This is a genomic window from Nonomuraea rosea, assembly GCF_039539705.1.
In the GTDB taxonomy this organism is placed as follows: domain Bacteria; phylum Actinomycetota; class Actinomycetes; order Streptosporangiales; family Streptosporangiaceae; genus Nonomuraea; species Nonomuraea rosea.
The window spans coordinates 374,770-397,563 of the sequence record NZ_BAABDQ010000002.1; the positions used below are offsets into that span (position 1 = coordinate 374,770).

Sequence of the window (22,794 nt, forward strand, 5' to 3'; positions counted from 1 at the left end):
GCCCTCACCCTCCCGACGTCAGTGTGTGTCTCTCCGTTACCCAAGACGAGACAGCCCGGCCGTTCTGTGACATCGGCGGATCATGGTGGTCGCGGCCTGGAACAGGCCTGAGGCCCGGCGGGTGTCGGCCGGGCCTCGATCATGGGACGTGCCGAACGTCAGAGGTCTAGTAGATGCGGTACTTCTTGCCGCAGTTGTCGAACTTGCCGGCCCAGCAGGTGAACGTGTAGACCTTCTTGATCCCCCGCCCGCTCCAGCTGCCGGTGACCTTGCCGTCCCAGGAGCGGTTGAATTTGTGCCAGCCGCCGTTCTTGTAGTACTCGAACCAGACCCAGCCCTTCTTGCCGCCGGCCTTGTCCACGCCGTACCACTTCGTGAAGACGGTGCCGCCGCTCTTCCACGTCTTGCCGAACGTGTAGGCCTTGCGGTCGCTGGAGAAGAACTTGCCCCAGCTCTTGAACGCGGTGGACTGGGTGGCGGTCACGGTGGACGCGGTGGACGCTGCGGTGGCCTGGGTGGTGGCCTGGGCGGCGGGCGTGAGGGCCAGTCCGGTGACGGCCATCGAGCCGGCGAGCGTCGCCATCGCTAGGGTCTTGCGCATTGTGTTCCTCCCCGTTGTCATGCTCCGGGTGATCCCGGCGAGAGGGACATTACGGAGTGGCCGGCCGATCATCTGTGGAGAAATCCGCATACCAGAGGTGATCGAGGACACACCTGCCGGCGGCATGATCGGTTACAGGTAGATCGGCTGACCTCTCATGCTTTGCCGTACAGACCGCCACCTGCGTCAGCGCTTGACCAGCATTCTGTCCGCGGCGAACGGGACGAACGGCGGCTGCGCCGACTTGGCGGTGGCGCCGGCGCTCTGCCCGCACACCGCCAGGAAGAGATGCTCCAAGATCGCCTGGTCGATATCGTTCGGCACCGGCTGGCCGCTCTCGTCGAGGCGCTGGTACTTCATCAGGTTCATCCCGAACGACAACAGGCGGCTGCCGTCCGCGCTCGCCAGAGACTGGGTGCCCATGCCGAAGACGCCGCCGTCATGACCCCAGAACCGGCCGCACGGAAGGTCGGCCGAGTAGATGCCGAGCCCGTAGTTCGCCTGCCCGCCGCCCAGCCAGACGAGCACCGTCTTCTGCATCTCCGCGAGCTGCGCGGCGCCGATCAGCTCACCGCGCAGCAGCGCCCGGTAGAACTGGTTGAGGTCGCTCATCGTGGACACCATGGCCCCGGCGGTGCTCGCCCACGACATGTTGTAGACGCTGTAGTCGCGGGGCGGGTCGATGAAGCCGTACCACGACTCGTACGCCTTGGAGTGCGGCCCGGGGATCCGCGCCGTCCGGGGGAAGGACGTGTGCCGCAGTCCGGCCTTGCGGATCACGTTGCGGGTGATGTACTCCTCGGCGTCGACGCCCGTCACCTTCTCCAGCAGGAGGCCCGCGACCACGTAGTTCGTGTTGGAGTACATCCCGGGTGTCGCTCCCGGCTGCCCGGTCGGCGTGGCGGCCAGGCCCAGCCGTACCAGCTCCTCGGGGGCGATCGTGCGGAAGCGGTGCTCGTCCAGGCTGGAGGTCGTGCCCTCAAGGAGGGAGGGGAACGCCGGGCCCACGTAGTCGGCGATGTGGCTGGTGTGGTTGAGCAGCATCCGCACGGTGATCTGCTGACCGCGCTCGTCGGGGACCAGTTCGGGGAGGTAACGGGCGATCGGGGCGTCCAGGTCGACGGTGCCACGAGCCACCTGCTGGAGCACGGCCACCGCGGTGAAGGTCTTGGTGATGCTGCCGATCCGGTGCACCATGTCCGGCCGCACCGGCCTGCGCGTGTCCACGTCCGCCACGCCGGACGCGCCCTGCCAGGTCTGGCGGCCGTCGCGGACCTCGGAGTAGATGCCGTACATCCCGGCCTCGTGCGCGGCGTCCAGGCTTCGGCGCAGCGCCTGCCGGTCGAGCCCGGAGCCGGGCGTCGCCGAGCTCGACGGCTCGGGGGTGCCGGTCCGCTGGTGCGCCGCGGCCTGGCCGGGCGCGGCCAGGGCCACCGCGAGCAGCGTGCCGGTGGCGATCGCCCCGGCCTTTGCGGCAGTCTGTCGCCATTGGTGAGAAGCCATGCTGGCCAGCATGGTTCGCCCGGCTCCTGCGGGTAAGTCCGCGCTGTCACCGGCTTCCCATGACAGGGGTCATGCGGGACGCGTGACATCGGCGGCCGCCTGCGCCCGGTAGTCGCCGGGAAGGGCAGTACTCTTCATTTCCGGCCCCGAGGAGAGGACACCGCGGATGCCCCATGCGGCGCGGCCCACGGTCACGCTGCACGACGTGGCCGCGGCGGCCGGAGTCTCCGTCTCCACCGCCTCCAGGGTCCTGAGCGGCAGCGCCAGGAAGGTCGCGCCCGAGTACGAGGCCCGCGTGCTGGCCGCGGCGGCGGCCCTGCGCTACACGGCGGACGCCTCGGCCAGGGCGATGCGCCGGGCGAGCGACTCGATCGCGCTGGTCGCCGACGACCTCTCGACGCCGTCCATGGGCATGATCGTGGCCGCGATGGAGCGCGAAGCGCGGACGGCCGGGGCCTTCGTCACGGTCTCGTCCACCATGGGAGCCCCGGAACGCCGGCTGGAGACCGTCCGGCTGCTGCGCGCCCTGCGCCCCCGCGCTCTCGTGCTCACCTCCAGCCGTGTCCTGACGAACGCGCTCGAAGGCCGGCTGCTCAAGGAGCTCGACTCGTACGAACGGGAGGGCGGCCGGGTCGTCATCGTCGGGGAGACCGACCTGAGTTTCGATTCGATCGACTTCGGCAATCGCGCCGCGGGCCGGGCGGCGGGCGCTCTCGTGGCGGAGACCGGGCACCGGCGGGTGGCGATATTCGGAGGCGAAAGGGAATTGGCGAATCTGGCCGATCGCCGCGCCGGATTCGCCGAAGGATTGCGCGCGGGAGGGGTGCGGGAGCGCGACATCCGGGTCGTCTACTGCGAGGTCAGCAGGCAGGGCGGGTTCGACGCGGCGCAGCGGCTGGCGGCGAACGGAATGGACGGGCGGGAAGCGGTTCTCGCGGTCAACGACACCATTGCCATCGGAGCCTTGTCGGGCTTTCGCGCGGCCGGTCTGGCGGTGCCCGCGGACGTTTCCATGACGGGCGTGGACGACATTCCGCTCGCGGGCGATGTGACGCCGCGGCTGACGACCGTCGCGCTGCCGCTCGCGCGGGCCGGCGTGGAGGCGATCCGGTTCGCGCTGGCGAAGGCGGACACGGTCAGGCGGCTGACCCTCGAAGGCCGGTTGATCGTCCGCGGCAGCACCCGTGCCGTCGGCTCTTCGTGACGGACGGGTCCCAGGGCACGACTCTTGACGCTCGCGTAACAGCCATGCAAACTGCGGAATACGTTTTCCCACGGTGCCGGAGGCGCCTGAGAAACCCACGTACAGGAGCATGATTTTGTCTGAACGGAACTATCGGGCCGCGATCGTCGGGACCGGTGGGATCGCCCATGCCCACGCCGAGGCCCTGCTCGGGTCCGGCGGCCGGGCGAGCCTGGTGGCGGTGGCCGACACCGACGCGGGCCGGGCGGGCGACTTCGCCGCCAAGTTCGGCGTGGCGCGCAGCTACGGCGGCGCGGAGCAGCTGCTGCGGGAAGAGGAGCTGGACGTCGTCCACCTCTGCACCCCGCCGCAGTCGCACGCGCCGCTGGCCATCGCCTGCCTGGAGGCCGGGGTCACGGCGCTGGTGGAGAAGCCGCCGACGCTCTCGCTCGCCGAGTTCGACGCGCTGATCGAGGCGGAGCGCCGCTCGACGGCGCACGTCGCGACCGTCCTGCAGCACCGCTTCGGCGCCGGCGCGGTACGCCTGCGGCGGCTGGCCGCCGCCGGCGAGCTGGGCCGCCCGCTGCTGGCCACCTGCGCCACCCAGTGGTACCGGGACGAGGACTACTACGCGGTGCCGTGGCGCGGCACCTGGGAGTCCGAGGGCGGAGGGCCGACGATGGGGCACGGCATCCACCAGTTCGACCTGCTGCTCTCGGTGCTCGGCCCCTGGAGTGAGGTCACGGCCGTGGCCGCCCGCCGGGCCCGCTCCGTGGACACCGAGGACGTGTCGATGGCGCTGGTGACGTTCGAGAGCGGCGCGGCCGCCACGGTCGTGAACTCCGTGGTGTCGCCGCGGCAGACCTCCGAGCTGCGCTTCGACTACGAACGCGGCACGGTCGAGGTCGCGCACCTGTACGGCTACACCGACGACGACTGGACCGTGACCCCCGCGCCGGGCCACGACGACCTGAGCGCCCTGTGGGCCGCCGGGCGCGCCGGCGGGTCCAGCGGCCACAGCGGCTGGCTCGCCGCCGTGCTCGACGCGCTCGACCAGGGCGAGGCGCCCCCGGTGACCGCCGGGGACGCCCGGCGGACGATGGAGTTCATCGCCGCCCTGTACGCCTCCGCCTTCACCGGCGAGCGCGTGCGAAGTGGACAGATCACTGCTGACAGCCCGTTCGCCACGAGGATGGATGGCACGGGCACCCCGTGGGAAAAGGTGAGGAACCCGTGACCCTGCAGGCCAACCACGCGCTCGGCCGGTCGGTCTCCGTCTCGGCGGGCGGCGTCGAGCTGTTCACCTACACCTACCGGCCCGACACGCCGGTGCTGGAGTCGCCGAAGCCGTACCTGCACCCGATCCGCACGCTCGGCGGCGCACTGGTGTCGCTGTTCAGGCCGCACGACCATGTCTGGCACAAGGGCATCGCCTGGTCGCTGCCGCACGTCGGGGAGCACAATTTCTGGGGCGGGCCGACGTACGTGCACGGGCGGTCGTACGTGCAGCTCGACAACAACGGCAGCGCGACGCACCGCGAGCCGATCACGCTGGCGGCGGACGGCGGCCGGGTCGAGATCGGGCACGAGCTCGACTGGACCGCGCAGGCCGGCGACCCGGTCATCGAGGAGCGGCGCTCCCTCGCCGCGACCGTCGTGGACGACGAGACCTGGGCGCTGATCTTCGACACGGCCATGACGAACGTGTCCGGCGGCGCCCTCATGTTCGGCTCCCCGACCACGAAGGGCCGCGAGAACGCCGGCTACGGCGGCCTGTTCTGGCGCGGGCCGAGGTCGTTCACCGGCGGCGTCATCCAGTCGCCCGGCGGAGCGGGTGGCGACGAGCTGCGCGGCACCCGGGCGGAGTGGTTCGGCTTCCGCGGCAGGCACGACGAGACCGGCGAGCACTCGACGATCGTCATGGTCGACGACAGCGCGAACCCGCAGCACCCGCCGCAGTGGTTCGCGCGCAGCGAGGACTTCGCCTGCCTGTGCCCCGCGCCGTTCTTCAGCGAGGAGGTGGAGCTGCCGCCCGGCCAGTCGCTCCGCTTCAGGTACGCGGTCGTGATCGCCGACGGTGACCGCGGCGAGGACGGCACGGCGCTGCTGGCCAAGCGCGGAAGGGAGGCGCTCGCATGACGTTCCCCGGCGGCACGTCCGTCAGCCGGCTGGCGGTCTACTCGGGCGCCGCGTGCGCCGACGGCCTGGAAGGGGGCACGCCGCACCTGCACACGGCCTCCACCGAGGCGTACGTGGTCGTGGGCGGGCGCGGCGCGCTGCAGACGCTCGACGTGAACGGCCTGCGCGAGACGGAGCTGAGCGCCGGATCGACGGTGTGGTTCACGCCGGGCACCATCCACCGCGCCGTCAACCACGGCGATCTCCAGGTGGTCGTCGTCATGTCGAACGCCGGGCTGCCCGAGGCGGGCGACGCGGTCATGACGTTCCCGCCCGAGATCGTCGCCGACGCGGAGCGTTACCGGGCGGCCGCGGCGCTCCCGGACGGTGACTCCGCCGAGATCGAGGCGGCCGTGGCGCGGCGGCGTGACCTGGCCGTCGAGGGCTTCCTGCGGCTCGCCGACGCCGCGCGGGCCGGCGACCCGGCGCCGCTCCAGCGCCTGTACGACAGCGCCCTCGCTCTGGTACGCCCCAAGGCGGCGGCCTGGCGCGGCATCTGGGAGCGTACGGTCGCTCAGGAGACCGCCCGCACGGCGGGCATCCTCGACGCCCTGGACCGCGGCGACGGCGCCCATCTCCTGGAGTCGGCGCTGATGGAGAGCCCGGCGGAGGAGCGCTGGGGCATGTGCGGCCACCTGCGCGCGCACGACGTGGCCCACCCGGTCGTCCACGCCCCTTCCTCGGCTCCTTCTTCGGCTCCTTCTTCGGCTCCTTCTTCGGCTCCTTCTTCGGCCCCTTCTTCGGCACAGTCCGGCTGAGTCGGCCATCCCGCTGGTGCGCCGGCTCACCCTCGGCGACGCCGCGTTCAGAACCGCCGCGGACAGCGTCGCGCAGGTCGAGTACTACGCCAACAGCACCGACTACGGCAGCGTCCACATCGACGACCTCCGGGTCCTCCAGGGAGCCGCCGTCGAGAGCCCGGCGAGCCCGTGACTCCGGTGCCACAATGATCGGCATGGATGACGGGTCCACGGCGCCTGCCTCCCCGCCGACCCTCTACGACGTCGCCAGGGAGGCCGGAGTCTCCATCGCCACGGCGTCGCGCGCGCTCAACGGCAGCGCGCGCAACGTCAGGTCGGAGAACGCCTCCCGGGTCCGGGCGGCGGCGGTCAAGCTGGGCTACGAGCCGCACCTGTCGGCGCAGGCCATCGCCAAGGGCTCGACCAGGACCGTCGCGCTGGTGGTGCGCGACGTGGCCGACCCCTACTTCTCCTCCATCGCGGCGGGGGTGACCGAGGAGGCGCAGGCGGCGGAGCTCATCGTCACCATGGCGGTGGCCGACGGCTCTCCCGAGCGCGAGCTGGAGATCGTCAGAACGCTTCGCGGGCAGCGTCCGCGCGCCATCATCGTCGCGGGCAGCCGCGTCGACGGCGCGGGGACGCGGGACGCGCTCATCGAGGAGCTGGCCGAATACCGTACGGCCGGGGGGCGGGTGGTCCTGATCAGCCAGCGGGACCTGCCGTTCAGCACCGTCATGATCGACAACCACGACGGGGCGGCCCGGCTCGCCGTGGCGCTGCTCGGGGCCGGGTACCGGCGCTTCGCGGTGTTCCACGCGCCCGGCGAGATCCGCACCTCGCGCGACCGGCACACGGGTTTCCTGGCCGGGCTGCGCGGGTCCGGCGTCCCCGAGCCGCTCGCGATCGAGACCGGCTTCACCCGCGCGGGCGGCTATGACGCGGCCCGGCGGCTGGTGGAGCGGGGGTTCGAGGACGTGGAGGCGGTGTTCGCGGTCAACGATGTGATGGCGATCGGGGCCATGACGGCCTTCCGCGACGCGGGCGTCATCCCGGGGGCGGACGTCGGGGTGGCGGGGTTCGACGACATCAGCTCGGCGGTGGACGTGGTGCCCGCCCTCACCTCGGTCGCGGTGCCGCTGCGCGAGGCGGGGCTGAGCGCGTTGCGCCTGGCGCTCTCGGACGTGTCACACGATGTCCTGATGCCGGCCGACATCGTCCTACGCGCCAGCACCCCACCCCGCTGACCCCGGACCGGCAGCGAGCCCGCAACGGGCCCGCACCGAGCACCGGCCGGCTCGCACCGAGCACCGGCCGCTTCAGGCCGAGCACTGGCCGCTTCGGGCCGAGCACCGGCTGTTCCCGGGCTCGCGCCGGCGGAAAACGGAAGGCGGGCTGGTGCGCCGGCCCGGCATGATCACGTCCTATGGGCTACGCGGAGCTGATTCACGAGGGCATGACCACCCCGTTCGAAGGCTGGGACTTCACCGCCTTCACCGGTCGCATGACCGACGGCGGCACCCTGCCGTGGGACTACGAGGCGCTGGTGCGCGATCGGCTCCCCGGCGCGTCCTCCCTGCTCGACCTCGGCACGGGCGGCGGTGAACGGCTGGCCGCCCTGGAGCCGCTGCCACCCAGGACCGCGGCCACCGAAGGCCACCCGCCGAACGTGCCGATCGCCCGCGCCCGCCTGGAGCCCCTGGGCATCGAGGTGGCCGCGGCCGGGAACGAGCTGCCGTTCCCGGACGGATCGTTCGAGCTGATCGTCGACCGGCACGAGTCGTACGACCCGCACGAGGTCCGCCGCGTCCTGGCCCCCGGGGGCACGTTCCTCACCCAGCAGGTGGCGGGCTGCGACCTCGAAGAGCTCAACCAGGCCCTGGGCGCGCCACCGCACGAGGACCGCGACTGGGACCTCGCCACCGCATCGGCCGCCCTCACCTCGGCCGGCCTCACGGTCACCTGGTCGCAGGCGGCCTGCCATCCCATCACCTTCCACGACATCGGCGCCCTCGTCCTCTTCCTCCGGGTGGTGCCGTGGCAGGTTCCGGACTTCGACCCGGAAGCGTACGGCGACCGGCTGCGCGCCCTGCACGAGGCCATGGAACGCGGCCACCCCTTGACGGCGACCGCCTGCCGCTTCGCCCTCCTGGCCCGCTGATCCGGCGACCCCCTGCCGGCCAGCGAGACGTAAGGACGAATCGCTTCAAGCTTTTCCGAAGTGGCGGGGTGGCCCCGTAATCTGCCGCGCAGAGAGCCCAGGAGGTACGTTGAACGACTTCGATCCCGGAGACCTGGAACGGATCACCGCGCAGGCGGAGCAGATGCTGGCCCGCGCGGAAGAGCTCAAGAGCGAGATCGACGTGGCCGTCGGCCGCGGTGAGGCGGCGGACGGGCAGGTACGCGTGGCGGCCGGGGCCTCAGGACGGCTGACCGAAGTCGTCCTCGCGCCGCGCGCCATGCGGCTGGACAGCCAGAAGCTGGCCGAAGCCGTGCTGGAGGCGGCTCAGCGGGCACAGGACGACGTCGCCATGCAGGTCGACGAGATCATGACCGGGACGCTCGGCGCGGGCATGACCGGTGCGGACCTGCTGAATGATAGCGACGGCTTCGGCAATGCGCTGGAGTCCTTCGGGCAGTCCGTCGAGGAGCGGCTCCAGGCGATGGAGGAACGACGCCGCGACCCCCGCTGAACGGACACTTCCACGTTATTTGAAGGAACCTCGTCAATCGCGGGCGTCACCCTAGTGTGTCCGCGGATACGCATGCACGAAATTCGTCGGGATGTGAACGGTGGCCATTCGGTGGCGTAGCACGACCGGTCGGCGGGCGGCGGGGATCGTCGCCGCGGCCTTGGTCGCCGTGCTGGTGGGGGTCGCCCTGTTCCTGGGCACGGGCGTCTCCAGCGCCCGCCCCAAGCTGGCTGACGTGGGGGCCTGGCTGGCCAGCGCGCTCAACGGCGAGGTGGTGCACGCCAACGGCCTGTCCGGGCAGGTGGACGGCCGGGTGGACCTGGCCTCGGCGGAGCGGCCCGCGGAGCAGGCGGCCGGGGACACGCCGCTGAAGGTGGTGCAGGACGGCGACAACGTGCTCGTCGTGGACGAGGCCACGGGCACGGTCAGCCGCATCGACCCCACCCAGCTCGAAGTCGCCCAGACGAACACGCTGGGCGCGGGCGGCATGCAGATCGTGATGGGGGCGGGCAAGGCTTACGGGATCGACCCGCGGGCCGGCACCGTGCAGCAGCTCAACCCGCTGACGGTGGACGCGGTCGGCGCCCCGATCACCCTCAAGGCCCCGCTCGGCCAGGCGAACATCGACAAGAACGGCACCCTCTGGGTGCCCGTCCCGGAAGAGGGCACGCTCGTCCAGGTCAACGGCGGGCAGCAGGGCAAGGCCGTGACGGTCGGCGAGCCGGGCGACCCGCTCACCCTGACCATCGCGAACGGCGTCCCGCTGGTCACGAACGCCACCGCCGCCTCCGCCATGGTGATCGGCTCGACCGGCACCAGGCTCCAGGTGTCGCTGCCCAGCACGATCACGGACGCCGGCGGCGCGGGGCTCCTGGTCCCGCCGGTCGCCGAGAGCCAGGTCGTGCCGATCCTGGCGCCGAAGAAGGGCGCGCTGGTCCTGGTCGACACCGCGAGCGGCGCGCTGACGACCGTCGCCGTGAAGGGCGGCAAGCTCGGCGCGCCGCAGGCGCTCGGGCGGCGCGTCTACATCGCCGACGAGAACACGGGACGGCTCATCGTGTACGACACGGTGGCCAAGAGGTTCGAACCCGAGAAGGTCGTCACCGGTAAGCCGGGGCCGCTGGAGGTGTTCGTCAAGGACGGGCTGCTCTGGGTGAACGACCAGTTCAGCGAGACCGCTCTGGTCATCGAGAAGGACGGCAGGGGACACCGGGTCGGCAAGTACGACGAGGCGCTCGACCAGAAGGACACGCCGACGCCGCTGCCGATCCCGACGTACACGCCGACGGTGGTGCAGCCGACGATCGTACCGACCAAGTCGACGAAGCGGCCCACGGGCAAGCCGACGGGGGCGCCGACGAAGACCGCCACCGCCGCGCCGACCGTGACCGTGACGGCCACCCCGACGCCCACCCCGACGCCCACGGAGACCACGACCCCGACCCCGACGCCCACCCCCACGCCCACGCGGACCCCCGGCCCGCCCGGCACGGTCACGGCCAACTCGGGACCCGGGTGGATGGAGATCGTCTTCACGCCGTCGGGGCAGGGCACGGTCACGGGGTACTCGCTGAAGGGCGCCCCCGGCGGCGCCGACGTCACGCCCTCGCGCGTCCAGCCCGACGGGCCGTTCCAGTTCAGGGTGACCGGCGGGAAGTGCGACCAGGAGTACACCTTCAAGGTCGCCGCCGAGTACGACGGCGGCGAGGCCGTCTCCGCCCCCACCATCCCCGTACGCCCCTGCGTCGCCCCCGGCAGGCCCTCGGGCTTCACCGCCAAGGGCAAGAACCACGGCGCCGACCTCACCTGGTCCGCCCCGGAGAACGCCAAGGACGGCGGCGTCACCTACACCCTGGAAGGCCCGGGGACCCACCCGGCCGCGCCCGACGGCACCAGCGCCGAGGTGACCGGGCTCAAGAACAGCCAGTCCTACACCTGGACGCTCCGGGCCAAGAACGCGGCGGGCGAGAGCCAGGAGCGCGCGGAGGCGACGGCGAACCTGCAGCCGCCCAGCGCCCAGTTCCAGAACGCCAACAACGCCAACATGGACACCCTCATCCGGCCGGGGCCCAGCCGCAGCGGCGAGGCCGGGCGGATCAAGAAGGACGTGTACATCACGCTGACCGTGATCTGCCAGCAGAAGGGTGAGACGTACACCGACGAGAACACCGGCCAGAGCAGCGACGTCTGGAACAAGGTCGAGTCGGGCAGCGGCAACGGCTGGCTCAACGACGTGCTGATGGCCACGCCGAAGGGGGGCTTCCCGGCGGCCCCGCTCTGGGAGTGTGAATGATCACCAGGGCGGGGTGGGGGCTGGTGGCCGCCTCGGCGCTGGTGTACGCCGTGGGCGCGCCGCTCGGGTACGCCCAGTCGGCGGTCCTGGCGGTGGCCGGGCTCGTGGCCGTCGGAGCCGGCGCGCTGTGGACGCTCAGCGGCGCGCGGCTCGACGTGCGCCGCGAGGTGACGCCGGTCAAGGTGGCCCGCGGCGATCCGGCGGTCGCGCTCCTGCACGTGCGCAACGCCGGCCGCCGGCGCCGCTCCGGGCTGGTGGCCAGGGACACCTGCCGCGGCGTCTCCGTCACCGTCGAGGTGCCGCCGCTGGCCCGCGACACGGCGCGGACGGTGTCGTACCGGCTGCCCACCCGCAGGCGCGGCGAGACGCGCGTCGGGCCGCTGGTGCTCGACCGCACGGACCCGTTCGGGCTGGTGCGGCGCTCGATCGCGTACGGGCGGCCCGACCTGCTGCTGGTCCGGCCGCGTACGGTGCCGCTCACGCCCCCGCACGCCGGGCGGCAGCGGCACCTGGACGGCCTGGTCTCCAGGTCCGCCCCGAACGGCGCGACCAGCTTCAACGGGCTGCGCGACTACGTGATCGGCGACGACCTGCGCCACGTCCACTGGCGCTCCACGGCCCGGACCGGCGTCCTCATGGTCAAGGAGCTGACCGACGTCAACCTGCCGAGCACCGTCACCCTCCTCGACACCCGGCCGGGCGCTTACGAGGGGGACGACGAGTTCGAGCTGGCGGTGGACGTGGCGGCGTCGGTGGCCTGCTCGGTGACGCGCGACCGCTTCCCGGTGCGGCTGCTCACGGGGATGGGGGAGCTCCTGCACGCCAAGGGCGGGCCGGGGGAGTCGGAGGTGGTGCTCGACCGGCTGGCGGTGGTGGAGCGCTCGGCCGCGGCCGAGCCGCCAGGCTCCGCGCTGCGCCGCGCCGGGTCGGGTGGGGCGCTGGTGCTGGTCAGCGGGACGTACGAGGCGCTTCCCGCCGCGGCGGCGGTGCGGCGGCGCTTCGATCAGGTGGTGTTCGTGCGGGTGGGGGATCCGACGGAGGGCGGGCCGCCGGCCGCCGCGGGGGTGACCGTCATCGAGGCCGGTGACCTGGCGGACCTGGCGGCGGCATGGCCACGCTGAACACCACCCCACCCGCCGCCGCGCCGATCGGGGATGCCGGGCGGTCCGGTGGCGCTGGGGCGGTCGGGACGGTGCGGGCCGCTGGGAGTGCGGATGGGGGGCCGGGGCGGGCGGGGGAGAGCGTGGCGGGGGTGGTCGTGCCGGTGGGGGAGCGGGTGCGGGCGGGGGTGTCCGCGGTCGTCGTGGCGCTGCTCGCCGGGGTGGCCGGGCTGGCGTTCGACGGGGTGTTCCCGCCGGCGGCGCTGGTCCCCGTGGTGGCGCTGGCCGCCGGCGTGCCGTGCGTGCTGTCGCTGCTGCTCTCCGGCCGGTTGCCGCTCTGGGGGTCGATCCCCGTCAGCGCGCTGGCCTGGCTGGTGGCGGTGTCGGCGACGTTGTTCAGGCCGGAGGCGTGGCTCGGGTTCGTGCCCGCTCCGGCCGCCGTGCGCGCCGCGCTGCTCGGCGTGCGCGACGCGGGCGGCTGGCTGCTGACCACCATTCTCCCCGCCGCGCCGGGCAGCAAGGCGATCGTGCTGGTCAGCTTCCTGGTCTGGGTCGCCGCGACCGCGGGCGGCGAGCTCGCGCTGAGGTCCAGGTCCGTCCTGCTGCCCGCTGTGGCCGCACTGCCCGTGCTGGCCGTCGCCGTCGTGCTGGGCGTCGGGGGCGCGGCGTCCATGGTTCCGTACGCGGCCGTGTTCGCGGGGGTGGCGCTGCTCCTCGCGCTGGTCCGATCCGCCAGGTCCCTCGGTACGGTCCTCGCCGGCGTGCCGCTGCTGGCCGGCCTCGTGCTGGCGGCCGTCGTCGTGGCGCCCGTCCTGCCGATGGCGGAGCGTCCGTACGACGTCCGGCAGCTCGTCGAACAGCCGCCGCCGAAGCCGATCGACGGCGTGAGCGCGCTCGACCAGGTGTCCGCGTGGCTGCAGAACCCGCAGCGCGAGCTGTTCACCGTCGGCACGACCTCCGAGGCGAACCTCCGGCTGGCGGTCCTGGACACGTTCGACGGCGTGACCTGGACCTCGACCGCCGGGTTCGTCCCCACGGGCGGGCGCGTGCCGGGGGCGGAGGGCACGAGGGAGGGCGTCGTGCAGCGGTTCACGTTGCAGAAGCTGACCGGGCCGTGGCTGCCCGCCGCGGACCGACCGGTCCGGGCGACGGGTCCCGGCATGGTGGTGGATCCCGCGACCGGCATGCTGGCCAGCGCACAGGCGGCCGAGGGCCTGACGTACGAGGTGACCTCGGGGATCCGCCGTTACTCGGCGGCGGAGCTGCGCGAGGCCGTACCCGCCGCCGACCCGGCCGCGCTGCGGCTGCCCGACGGGCCCGACGGGCGTACGCCGCCGCAGCGCGCCCGCCTCGGCGAGATCGCGAGGAAGGCCACGGCCGGGGCCAGGAGCCCGACGCAGCAGGCCGCGCGGCTGGCGGCGTACCTGCGCAAACACGCCGTGAACGACGTCAACTCCGCGCCGGGGCACGGCTACCGCAGCATCGAGTTCTTCCTGACGGAGTCGCGCAGGGGGACGACGGAGCAGTTCGCGGCGTCGTTCGCGCTGCTGGCGCGGGCGATCGGGCTGCCCAGCAGGATCGTGGTGGGCTTCCGTCCCGGTGCGGACCCGGAGAGCGCCGGCGGCGCGCGGCAGGTGCGGGCGGGGGACGTGCTGGCCTGGGCCGAGGTCGAGTTCGAGGGGATCGGGTGGGTGCCGTTCTACCCGACGCCCTCCCGTACGCGCTCCGGCGGGGGCGGCGACGTGGCGGAGGGCGAGCCGAAGCAGGCGCGGGAGATCGAGCAGGCGATCAACAGCGACACCGCCCAGCCCAAGCCGACGCCGACGTCCTCCCGCCCGGCCACGCCGCGCCCCGAGCCGCGTACCGGCTCCTCGGCCGGCCCGCTCACCTGGGCGCCGGCCGCCGCGGGCGTGCTGGTGGCCTACCTGCTCGCGGTGCTGATCGTGCCGCCGCTGCGGCGGACGCGCCGCCGCCGGGCCGGTACGCCCGCCGCGCGGGTCGGCGGCGCGTGGCGGCAGACCGTGGGGCGGTTGCGCGGGGCCGGGATCGCGGTCTCGTCGGGGGCGCTGACGGCTCGCGAGGTGGCGTACGTGGCGGAGTCCGTGCTGGGGGACGCGGCGCGCGAGCCGTTGACGGTGCTCGCGGACCTGGCGAACCTGGCGACGTTCGGCGGGGCGCCACCCGTGGACGAGGCCGACGCCGAGCTGGCGTGGCGCAGCTTCGCCGCGGTGGACGTGCTGGTGCGCCGGAAGGTCGGGGCGGGGGCCAGGCTCGTCCGCCGTCTGTCCCCTGCCGTTCTGTTCAGGTAGCGCCCCGCCCGCTCAGGAGGGTGCCGGGGTCGCCAGGGGCAGCACGATCGGGGGGAGCACCTCGTCGTCCTGCTGTCCGGGGCTCGTCTCGGCGGAGCCTCTGATGCAGAGTGCGGACGACCAGGCCATGGACGAGGGCTGGCCCAGGGTGACCACGGTGCCGACCTTGAAGCAGTAGCCCGTGACGGGGTCCAGGCCGCCGATGGTGTAGGTGTTGCTGCCGTCGGCCGCCGCCATCAGCCGGTCGCCGGGGGACTGCTGGATCACCACGGGGTAGCCGCTCTTGGGCACCGCCTTCCAGGAGATCGTCACCGTGGCGCCGTTGTCGGTCACCAGCTTGAGGCTCTTCGGCCGGTACGCGGCCAGCGTCGCGGGATCGGTGGTCTGCCGGCGCAGGGAGGGCGAGGCGGAGGGCTGGGCCGGTGTCTCGCTCTGCCCGGTGGACGGGGTCTGCTGCCCGGATGACGGCTTCGCCTGCGGGTCGTCGGTCTGGGCCTGTTTGTCGGGCTGGAGTGGGGTGTCCTGTCCGCCTTTCTCAGCAGGATCCTGGGCGGGGGCTGTCGCGGCGACGGGCTCCTGGGTGCCGGGGCCGCCGCTCATCGCCAGGGCCACGCTGCCCGCGCCGACCAGGACGGCCAGCGCCGAGGCGCCGATGATCAGCAGGGGCGCCTTCCTGCCGCGCTTCGGGTCCTGGCCGGTCGGCGTACCGGGCTGAGCGGCGGCGCCGGGCGTGGGCGGCGCGAACGGCTGCGGGCCGGCCGGGGGCCTGACCTGCGACCGGTTGGGATCCACCGTCCAGACCAGCTCACGCGGCTCCGACCGCTCCACCGACACGTCGGGCGCAGGCGGCCGAGCCGTCAACGGCTGCCCCGCTACGGATCCCAGGCGCGGGGCGGCCCCGGAGTGGCCGGTGTCGGCAGCGGCCAGCCGAGCCGTCAGCGGCTGCCCGGCGACTCCCACAGGCAGATCGGGGGTGCGCGGCTGGCTGGGCGTGCGCGGCTGGCTCACGCCGGGAGCAGGCAGGCGGGCGGTGGTGGGCTGGCTTGTGTCAGGGGCGGGGAGGCGGGCCGTGGCGGACTGGCCGGCGTCCGGAGTGGGCTGGCTGGTTTCTGGGGTGGGGAGGCGGAGGGGGCGGGGTGGGCGGGACGAGGCGGCGGTGGCCAGGTCGGTGGCTGCCGGGCGGGCGGCGGGGTCCTTGGACATGGCCCTGGTCAGGACGTCCCTGAGCTCCGGGGAGACGCTTCCCGGCAGCGGCGCCGGGCTCTCCGTCAGCACCCCGAGCGTGAACTTGGCCGTGCTCCCCGGCCCGTCCAGCGCGAACGCGGGCCGCCCCGCCAGCAGCTCGTACGTCATCGACGCCAGCGCGTACACGTCCGAGGCGGGCACCGGCGGCCGGCCTTCGAGCTCCTCAGGGGCGGCGTGCAGCGAGGGGATCGTCCCGTCGGGCAGCTCCACGATCGACATCAGCGCCGACATGGCGAACCCCGTGAGCACCACCCCGCGCGGCGTCATGATCACGTTCTCGGGCTTGACGCGCCCGTGCACGCCGCCCTCCGCGTGCGTGGCCGCGACGGCCCTGGCCACCGCCCGCAGCAGCCCCGCCGCCTGGTCGAGGGGCATCGGCAGGCTCCGCCCCGGCCGCTCGGCGAGCGTGAGCCCGTCGTGCAACGGCGTCACCAGGTACGGCCGCCCGTCCCCGGTGGCCCCCACCTCCAGCACCGGGATCACACCGTCGTGGGCGGCCAGCGCCTCGGGGAAGCCGAAACCGCGCACGATCCGCTTGAGCGCCCGCCGGTCCACCCGGTGGCACGCCAGCGTCTTGACCAGCACCTCCGCACCGGTGGCCGCGGACTGCGCGAGGTGCATGGTCCACGGCCCGTCCTGGCCGGCCCGCTCCAGCAGCCGGTAGCCGCGGACCCGCTCGGTCGTCACGGTCATGCGATCACGGACGGGCCGCCCATGTCGTCGCTCTCGAAGGACTCGTCCTCCACCAGCGGGAACCGGGTGCGCTCACGATCCTTGTCCTGCCCGGCCTGCCCGCCGCCCATCATGGGCGGCATCATGCCCATCGACGTCCCGGCCGCCATGGCCCGCCCACCGCCCGGGAACGACGTCGAGCTGCCGAGCTGGGTGACCGGGGCGCTGCCTGAGGTCAGCCCGGGGCCGGTGGGCGTCCCCGGAGGCAGACCGGTGGGCGGGACGGCCGGCAGGATCGGCACGTTCGCCGGTTGCAGCGCGGACAGGTCGGTCCTGGTCGAGGGGACCTGGGACAGGTTGGGCGTGTTGAGCGCCGGGTTCGGCGTCTGCGGTGCGCTCAGGTTCGGGGTCTGGGCGGACGTGGTCTGCGTGGACGGGTCCTTGACCGACGGGTCCTGCGGCGAGGGGTCCTGGAGTGACGGGTCCTTCAGGCCGGGGACGTCCGTGCCGGGGCTCTGGGTGCTCGGGTTCTCGAAGGCCGGGTTGGTGGAGGCGGGCCCGGATGCCGGGTCGCCGAAGCCGGGGGTGCCGTAGGAGGAAGGGGGGAGGCCCGATCCCGCGTACGGGTCGCCGGCCCCCGGCACCCCGGTGGGTATGCCGGTCGGGAGCGAGAACGGCGGGTCCGCCATCCCGGTCTGCGGCGCCGTGGTGCGCTGCACCATCTCGTTGGGGATGGCGTTGTACGCGTCGCCCATGAACCGGTTGAGCTGCTTGAGATGGTGCCGCGCCAGCGCGTGCCCGTTGGTGTCGCTGCCGAAGGTGTCGCCGATCGAGTCGTCCAGGCCGACCGAGCCCGTTCCCGGAGTGTTGCGCTTGAACCACGGCAGCACCTGCTCGCCGTACCAGATCAGGGGCCGGGCGACCGACTCCGCGGCGAAGTTGATGCGCGCGAGGTCGCGCTGCAGCTCGCCGATGGTCCCCAGGATGCCCTTCACCGACTCACCGCCGAGCGTGTCCGCGACGCGCTGGGCCTGCCGGTACAGCACCTCCACCGACGCGTTGCACTTCTCGGCGACCGTCCGGTAGTTGTGCCCGGCCGCGGCGACCCGCTCGGGATCGGTGGCGTCGATGAGCGCCCGTACGCCGTCGCTGCTGTCCGAGTCGCCGCCCGCGGTGGGCGCGATGTCGTCGATCTGCGGCTCGCGTGAGTCCTTGAGTACTTTGTTCCACGGCTCGGTCATGACGCCCCCGTCACGTCCGCGTCCGCAGGCCGTCGGTGATCGCCTGGTCGGCGTTCTTCGCCGTCTTGACGGTGTCGTTCAAGGCCGTCACCACCGAGGAGTAGGTCGTGAGCACTCTCTGCACGGCCTCGCTCAGCGTGCCCTGGGCCTTGTCCGTGGTGGCGCGCATGTCATTGGCCGCCGTCCAGTTGCCGAGGTCACGCTCGTCCAGCTTGCAGAAGGAGAGCAGGACCTCGAGCCCGTGGCCGTTCGCGCCCTGAAGCTCTTCGAGGTCCCGGCGGAGCTCCTCCACCGGGGAGGTCGGCAGCGGGTTCCCGGTGGCCGGGTCCTCATAGTCCTTGATCTTCACGGACAGCGTCTTGCTCGCCGTCCCGGGGTCCACCCGGTGAGCGGCGACGAAGGCGTCGCGGTCGCCCGCGGCCGGCGCCGGGGGCGCGACGTCCGGGTAGTCGCCGACCCGGTGGTAGACGATGTGGTCGGCGTAGGACTCCTCGATGTTGTCCGGGTCGAAGTCGTACTCCTCGCCGCTGCCGCCACCCTCGTAGGTACGGGTGGTCTGCGGCCGCGCGTAGACCGACAGGCCGAGGCCCGCTCTGGGCCCGCCTTGGGCGTCGCCGCCCTCCTCCACGGGCATCGGCTGCGTCATGACCCCTGCTCCCCGCGTTACACCTCGACCGACATGCCAGCACCCTGCCTATCTCGTGGTTCGCGGTGCGGGGCTTCATTTCAAGATATTTCTAAGAGAGCCGCTCAAATCGGAAATGTCGGCAGACTCCGTACCGTGCCTCTCCCTTGGTACGGCGCCGCGGCCATCGGCCTGGCGCTCACACTCACCCCGACGCCCGCCCCTACTCCGGACCCCACTCCGGCCGCCACGCCCACGCGGGCGGTCGTCTGCGATCCCGAGCCCGGCGTCCAGGACGTCACGGGGAAGCCGTGGCCGCAGGAGCGGCTGCGGTTCCAGCGGGTGTGGCGGCTCACGCGCGGTGAGGGAGTGACGGTCGCCGTCGTGGACAGCGGGGTGGACGCCGCGCATCCCCAGCTCGCCGGCGTCGTCTCGCGTCAGGTGGACCTCACGGGCACCGGTGCGCGCGACTGCGTGGGGCACGGCACGGCGGTCGCCGGGATCATCGCGGGCCGCGACCTCACCTCGCGCGGCGTGCCCGTGATGGGGGTCGCCCCCGCGGCCAGGATCCTGTCGATCAAGCAGACCGAGGGGCAGACCGGAGACGTGGCCCGGCTCGCCGAGGGGATCAGGCAGGCGGCGGATCTCGGCGCGGACGTGATCAACGTGTCCGTGCAGGCCCACGACCATCCCGCGCTGAAGGCGGCGGTGGCCTACGCGCAGGCCAAGGACGCGGTGATCGTGGCGGCGGCGGGCAACGTGAAGCAGGAGGACGGCGCGGTCACGCCCGCCTATCCGGCCGAGTACCCCGGCGTGGTCGCCGTCGGCTCGGCCTCGCCCGGCGGCGGGAAGTCGGAGTTCTCCAACGGCGCGACCCGCATCTCGGTCACCGCGCCCGGCGCCGGGGTCACCAGCGCGTGGACGGGCGGCGGCTACCGTACGGGGCTGGACGGCACCAGCTTCGCCGCCCCCTTCGTGTCGGGGGTCGCGGCGCTGATCAGGGCCCGGCATCCGGACCTCGACCACTGGGGCGTCAAGCGCATGCTGGAGCAGACCGCCGAGGGCGGAGGCGCGGCCGGAACCGGCGCGGGGCTGGTGAACCCGCTGCTCGCGGTCACCTCGGTGCTCCCGCCCGCCGCGCAGAAGAGCGGCGACGCCGCGGCCCCCGTCGTGCTGGCCAGGGCTCCGGTGCCCGACGAGCGGGCGCGTGGCATCGCCGTCGCGATCGCGGGGGGCGCGATCGGGGTGACGGTGCTGGTGGTGTTCCTGGCGTTGACGCTGCCCAGGGCCCGCCGCCGGAGCCGGCGGACCGGACATTTACAGGAAAGTTGAAATCGTAGCCCGGCTCGTACGAGCCCATTTACGTTGAGCCACAGTACGAAACCCGGACGAATCCGGGGTTCCTGAGACCGGAGGGGTGCACGTGGTAGACGGGCCTACACGTTTTGAAGAGGGCAGCCAACATAGCGCCGCCGAACGCGCGCTGATCGCCCACGGGAACATCACGCAGATCCACAACCGGCTCACCCAGATCCCCGAGACGCTCGGCGGCGCCTGGCAGGGCCCGTCCGCGTCCGTCTACACGCAGGTGCTCAACGAGTGGAACCCGCAGTTCAAGCGGGTCATCGACGCGCTGCACACGATCGCGGAGAACCTGAAGGCCTCGGGCATCCAGTACACCGAGGCGACCAGCAACGCCAGTGACGTCGCCCAGCAGCTCAAGGCCGCGCTCAGCGGCGGCGAGATCAAGCTCTGAGTAAGGAGACCATGATGAGCGGTGGCTCAGAGATCATCCTCGCCAATTTCGACGAGATGGAGGAGATCGCGGCGGAGCTCGGCAGAGCCTACGCGAACCTCGTCGGCGAGCTGACCGACCTGGAGGACGACCTCAAGATCCTCGAAACATGGGGCGGCGCGGCGTCGAGCGTCTACCTGGCGGCCAAGGCCGAATGGAACAACGCGGTCGTGGCCATGGGCGACACCATGCAGCGCTTCGGTCCCGCGCTGCACGACGCGACCGAGATCATGCGGGACGCGGAGAACGCGAACGTCCGCCGCTGGGGCACGTGAACGAGCCGCTCATCGACCCTGCCACGGCGTTGTGCGACCCGGAGGTGCTGCTCGGCGAGGCCGGCAAGCTCACGAGCGGGCTGCTGCCCGAGCTTGAGGCGGCCAAGGCCGCGCTGCTCGACCTGTCGGCGGCCGCTCCCGGGAGCTGGGACATCGCGAGGGGGTACGGCGACACCGTGCACCGTGCCCGGGTGGCCACGGGGGAGTCGCTCCAGTTCGTCCTGGAGCAGGTTCAGCGGGTCATCGACGACCTGGCCGCCACGGCCCACGCCGTGCGGGACGCCGACCAGCGGGCGGCCGACGCGGCGCCCCGTACCGACAGCGCCGGATAGAGGGACGCGTGCTGGAACCACAACCGATCAAGAACGGCTGCCTCCAGGGTGGCAACCCCAGCGCGTACGGCGGGCGCGAGGCGATCCGCGGGCTGGTCATGGGGACGGTGCCGGAGGAGTTCGGGCAGGTCGCGGGCACCTACCAGGCGACCTCGGAGGCGCTCGGCAGCACCATCACGGGGCTGCGGGAGAGCGCCGGCCGCCTGGTGGCCGACGGGAACTGGGGCGGGGAGTCGGCGCGGGCCATGCTCACCCGGCTGGACCGGATCCAGGCGTACCTGCAGACGCTGCGGGACGGCGTGGACAAGGTCCCGCCCTCGCTGGCGACGGTGAGCCGCGAGCTGGGCCTGGCGAAAACGCAGTTCGACGAGGCCACCGCGCAGCGCACACGTACGGTCTACGCCATGGGGTCCGGGGGCGAGGTGCCGCTCAACAACCCGGACGAGGACGCCCGGCAGTTCATGGTGCGGCTCAACGGCGTCTTCCATCAGGCGCACGGGGAGCTGCCGGATCGGCTGCCGTGGGACGCGGAGCTGGCCTCGGCCCCGCCGTACCAGCCGCCCGGCAGAACTTCGGCGTCGAGTGGTGATTCGCAGTTCGAGGACACGGTACCGGCGCGCTCCACCACCGCGCTGGCGGATACCTCGGGTTCCCAGCCCACCACCGCGGGTCTGTCGCCTGCGGCCCCAATAACGAGCCCAGTAACGGGCCCTGTAACGAGCCCAGTAACAAGTCCGGCAACAGGACCGGGCACCGTGCCAGGCACTCTGGCGCCGATCGCCGCCGCGCCGGCCGGTTCGCTCGCCAGCGTCCCTGGTACCGGACAGCCCAGCACGGACGGCTCCGTGCCCGGCACGAACAGCACCGCTCGACCCGGCACAACCGGCACCCCGCCGCAGACGCCGGTGGCGACCGTTCCCACGACCGTTCCCACGGGCACCCCTCCGAAGCCGGCGGGCAACCCGCTCACACACTCTGCGCAGGACCCGTACTCAGGCAGGGCGCTGGTGGCCGAGACCGGGCCGTCGGTGCGGCCGGGCAGCGTGCCGGTGGTGGACGGCTCCTGGCCCGCGGCCGGCCCCGCGGCGGCGGCCGGCGAACGGGGCGCGCAGGCGTCCGGCGGCGTCCCGTTCATGCCCATGGCCGGTGGCGCCCCGCAGGACGGGCAGAGCGCCCGCCGATCGGTCACCTCGAAGGGCGGCGACGACGACTTCTTCCGGCCGGTGATCGACTGCGGCGCGCCTGTGGTGGGGTGAGCGCATGTCAGGGGAGAAAGTGGACGTGGTGGTCGAGTCGATGCGCCACATGGCCCGCGCCATCGCGGACGCCCCCATGCGGAATCTGGAAGACATGAACAGGGACGTCGCGCGGATCGAGCTCACCCCCGGGGCGTTCGGCGCGTTCGGTTCGATGGGCGGGGCGCTGGGCGACGCGTTCGACGAGGTCAAGCTGGCCGCGCAGACCTACCTGGCGGCCAAGCGGGCCCAGATCGCCGGGATCCACGACAAGGCCCATGGACGGTCTGGAGGAGCTCTACCAGGAGGTGCTGGCCGTCAAGGGCGCCGCCCTCGACCCGGACAAGCTGGTCCGGGTCGAGTGCTCGGCTCAGGGCGTCACCGGCCTCGACATCGACCCCCGGGCGTTGCGGTGGGGCTCGCAGCGGCTGTCGGAGACCATCCTGGTGCTGATCGCCGAGGCGCTGGCCGACATGCAGGCCAGGTCCGCCGAGCTGCTCAAGGAGACGCTGGGGGAGGGCCCGCTGGACCTGGCCGCCGCGGGCAACCCGGCCGACCTGCGGCTGCGCGGGGCGCGGGAGGCCTACGAGGCGGCCATGGACCAGGCGGTCGCCGAGCTGGGCCGCATCGAGCGCGACCTAGGCCGCTGAGCCGCGCCGCACCAGCGTGAGCCGCGCCGCACCAGCGTGAGCCGCGCCGCATCAGCGTGAGCTGAGTCGCATCAGCGTGAGCTGAGTCGCGTCGAGCGTGACCCGGGCCGCTGCGCTGACCCCGGCC

General features: G+C 72.9%; 23 protein-coding genes. 17 read left to right on the forward strand and 6 right to left on the reverse strand.

The window, feature by feature from the left end; all coding sequences use genetic code 11:
- Positions 1 to 166: 166 nt before the first annotated feature.
- Complete coding sequence (locus tag ABEA43_RS05675) at positions 167 to 601, reverse strand: hypothetical protein (protein ID WP_345559388.1); 435 nt, start codon at positions 599 to 601, stop codon at positions 167 to 169.
- A gap of 186 nt (positions 602 to 787) precedes the next feature.
- A complete protein-coding gene (locus ABEA43_RS05680; protein WP_345559390.1) occupies positions 788 to 2,104 on the reverse strand; it encodes a serine hydrolase domain-containing protein in 1,317 nt (438 codons plus the stop codon).
- Between the two features lie 166 nt (positions 2,105 to 2,270).
- Here ABEA43_RS05680 and ABEA43_RS05685 point away from each other — a divergent pair, with 166 nt between their 5' ends.
- The 11 genes from ABEA43_RS05685 (at position 2,271) to ABEA43_RS05735 (ending at position 14,597) form a co-directional block, all read left to right on the forward strand.
- Positions 2,271 to 3,308, forward strand: a complete 1,038-nt coding sequence (locus tag ABEA43_RS05685) for a LacI family DNA-binding transcriptional regulator (RefSeq protein ID WP_345559392.1) — start codon at positions 2,271 to 2,273, stop codon at positions 3,306 to 3,308.
- A gap of 115 nt (positions 3,309 to 3,423) precedes the next feature.
- Entirely contained in the window at positions 3,424 to 4,524 is a 1,101-nt protein-coding gene (locus ABEA43_RS05690) for a Gfo/Idh/MocA family protein (RefSeq protein ID WP_345559394.1), read from the forward strand.
- Complete coding sequence (locus ABEA43_RS05695) at positions 4,521 to 5,426, forward strand: DUF6807 domain-containing protein (RefSeq protein WP_345559396.1); 906 nt, start codon at positions 4,521 to 4,523, stop codon at positions 5,424 to 5,426. The genes ABEA43_RS05690 and ABEA43_RS05695 overlap by 4 nt, the downstream gene beginning before the upstream one ends.
- The gene (locus tag ABEA43_RS05700) at positions 5,423 to 6,223 is read left to right on the forward strand and encodes a cupin domain-containing protein (RefSeq protein ID WP_345559398.1); all 801 of its coding nucleotides are present in this window, start codon (positions 5,423 to 5,425) and stop codon (positions 6,221 to 6,223) included. The genes ABEA43_RS05695 and ABEA43_RS05700 overlap by 4 nt, the downstream gene beginning before the upstream one ends.
- 16 nt (positions 6,224 to 6,239) lie before the next feature.
- Positions 6,240 to 6,398: a hypothetical protein gene (locus ABEA43_RS05705; RefSeq protein ID WP_345559399.1), complete on the forward strand. Its 159-nt coding sequence runs from the start codon at positions 6,240 to 6,242 to the stop codon at positions 6,396 to 6,398.
- Between the two features lie 22 nt (positions 6,399 to 6,420).
- A complete protein-coding gene (locus ABEA43_RS05710) occupies positions 6,421 to 7,449 on the forward strand; it encodes a LacI family DNA-binding transcriptional regulator (protein ID WP_345559401.1) in 1,029 nt (342 codons plus the stop codon).
- Between the two features lie 179 nt (positions 7,450 to 7,628).
- Positions 7,629 to 8,363, forward strand: coding sequence for a class I SAM-dependent methyltransferase (locus ABEA43_RS05715; protein ID WP_345559403.1), 735 nt, complete (start codon positions 7,629 to 7,631; stop codon positions 8,361 to 8,363).
- A 109-nt stretch (positions 8,364 to 8,472) separates the two neighbouring features.
- Entirely contained in the window at positions 8,473 to 8,895 is a 423-nt protein-coding gene (locus ABEA43_RS05720; RefSeq protein ID WP_345559405.1) for a YbaB/EbfC family nucleoid-associated protein, read from the forward strand.
- Positions 8,896 to 8,995: 100 nt separating this feature from the next.
- Positions 8,996 to 11,188: a hypothetical protein gene (locus tag ABEA43_RS05725; protein WP_345559407.1), complete on the forward strand. Its 2,193-nt coding sequence runs from the start codon at positions 8,996 to 8,998 to the stop codon at positions 11,186 to 11,188.
- Entirely contained in the window at positions 11,185 to 12,309 is a 1,125-nt protein-coding gene (locus ABEA43_RS05730) for a DUF58 domain-containing protein (RefSeq protein WP_345559408.1), read from the forward strand. The genes ABEA43_RS05725 and ABEA43_RS05730 overlap by 4 nt, the downstream gene beginning before the upstream one ends.
- A complete protein-coding gene (locus tag ABEA43_RS05735) occupies positions 12,297 to 14,597 on the forward strand; it encodes a transglutaminaseTgpA domain-containing protein (protein ID WP_345559411.1) in 2,301 nt (766 codons plus the stop codon). Before ABEA43_RS05730 ends, ABEA43_RS05735 begins: the two co-directional genes overlap by 13 nt.
- A gap of 12 nt (positions 14,598 to 14,609) precedes the next feature.
- Here the strand turns inward: ABEA43_RS05735 and ABEA43_RS05740 are convergent, their stop codons facing one another.
- From ABEA43_RS05740 to ABEA43_RS05750, 3 genes are read right to left on the reverse strand one after another with little or no spacing between them, the layout of a single operon-like run.
- Positions 14,610 to 16,535 carry a serine/threonine protein kinase gene (locus ABEA43_RS05740; RefSeq protein WP_345559413.1) on the reverse strand — a complete coding sequence of 642 codons (1,926 nt, stop codon included), beginning with the start codon at positions 16,533 to 16,535 and terminating at the stop codon, positions 14,610 to 14,612.
- Positions 16,532 to 17,755: a hypothetical protein gene (locus ABEA43_RS05745; RefSeq protein ID WP_345559415.1), complete on the reverse strand. Its 1,224-nt coding sequence runs from the start codon at positions 17,753 to 17,755 to the stop codon at positions 16,532 to 16,534. The genes ABEA43_RS05740 and ABEA43_RS05745 overlap by 4 nt, the downstream gene beginning before the upstream one ends.
- 10 nt (positions 17,756 to 17,765) lie before the next feature.
- Entirely contained in the window at positions 17,766 to 18,401 is a 636-nt protein-coding gene (locus ABEA43_RS05750; RefSeq protein ID WP_345559417.1) for a hypothetical protein, read from the reverse strand.
- Between the two features lie 135 nt (positions 18,402 to 18,536).
- On the opposite strand from ABEA43_RS05750, the gene mycP reads away from it, so the two are divergent.
- From mycP to ABEA43_RS05775, 5 genes are all read left to right on the forward strand, one after another.
- Positions 18,537 to 19,712 carry a type VII secretion-associated serine protease mycosin gene (gene mycP, locus ABEA43_RS05755; RefSeq protein WP_345559419.1) on the forward strand — a complete coding sequence of 392 codons (1,176 nt, stop codon included), beginning with the start codon at positions 18,537 to 18,539 and terminating at the stop codon, positions 19,710 to 19,712.
- A 91-nt stretch (positions 19,713 to 19,803) separates the two neighbouring features.
- The gene (locus ABEA43_RS05760) at positions 19,804 to 20,136 is read left to right on the forward strand and encodes a WXG100 family type VII secretion target (protein WP_345559421.1); all 333 of its coding nucleotides are present in this window, start codon (positions 19,804 to 19,806) and stop codon (positions 20,134 to 20,136) included.
- A 14-nt stretch (positions 20,137 to 20,150) separates the two neighbouring features.
- Positions 20,151 to 20,450 carry a WXG100 family type VII secretion target gene (locus tag ABEA43_RS05765; RefSeq protein WP_345559423.1) on the forward strand — a complete coding sequence of 100 codons (300 nt, stop codon included), beginning with the start codon at positions 20,151 to 20,153 and terminating at the stop codon, positions 20,448 to 20,450.
- On the forward strand, positions 20,447 to 20,782 hold the full coding sequence (locus tag ABEA43_RS05770) for a hypothetical protein (RefSeq protein WP_345559425.1): 336 nt from the start codon (positions 20,447 to 20,449) through the stop codon (positions 20,780 to 20,782). Before ABEA43_RS05765 ends, ABEA43_RS05770 begins: the two co-directional genes overlap by 4 nt.
- 8 nt (positions 20,783 to 20,790) lie before the next feature.
- The gene (locus tag ABEA43_RS05775; protein ID WP_345559427.1) at positions 20,791 to 22,038 is read left to right on the forward strand and encodes a hypothetical protein; all 1,248 of its coding nucleotides are present in this window, start codon (positions 20,791 to 20,793) and stop codon (positions 22,036 to 22,038) included.
- Between the two features lie 7 nt (positions 22,039 to 22,045).
- On the opposite strand, the gene ABEA43_RS05780 is transcribed toward ABEA43_RS05775, so the two are convergent.
- Complete coding sequence (locus ABEA43_RS05780; protein WP_345559429.1) at positions 22,046 to 22,285, reverse strand: hypothetical protein; 240 nt, start codon at positions 22,283 to 22,285, stop codon at positions 22,046 to 22,048.
- Positions 22,286 to 22,295: 10 nt separating this feature from the next.
- Here ABEA43_RS05780 and ABEA43_RS05785 point away from each other — a divergent pair, with 10 nt between their 5' ends.
- Positions 22,296 to 22,667, forward strand: coding sequence for a hypothetical protein (locus tag ABEA43_RS05785; RefSeq protein WP_345559431.1), 372 nt, complete (start codon positions 22,296 to 22,298; stop codon positions 22,665 to 22,667).
- Positions 22,668 to 22,794: the final 127 nt, after the last annotated feature.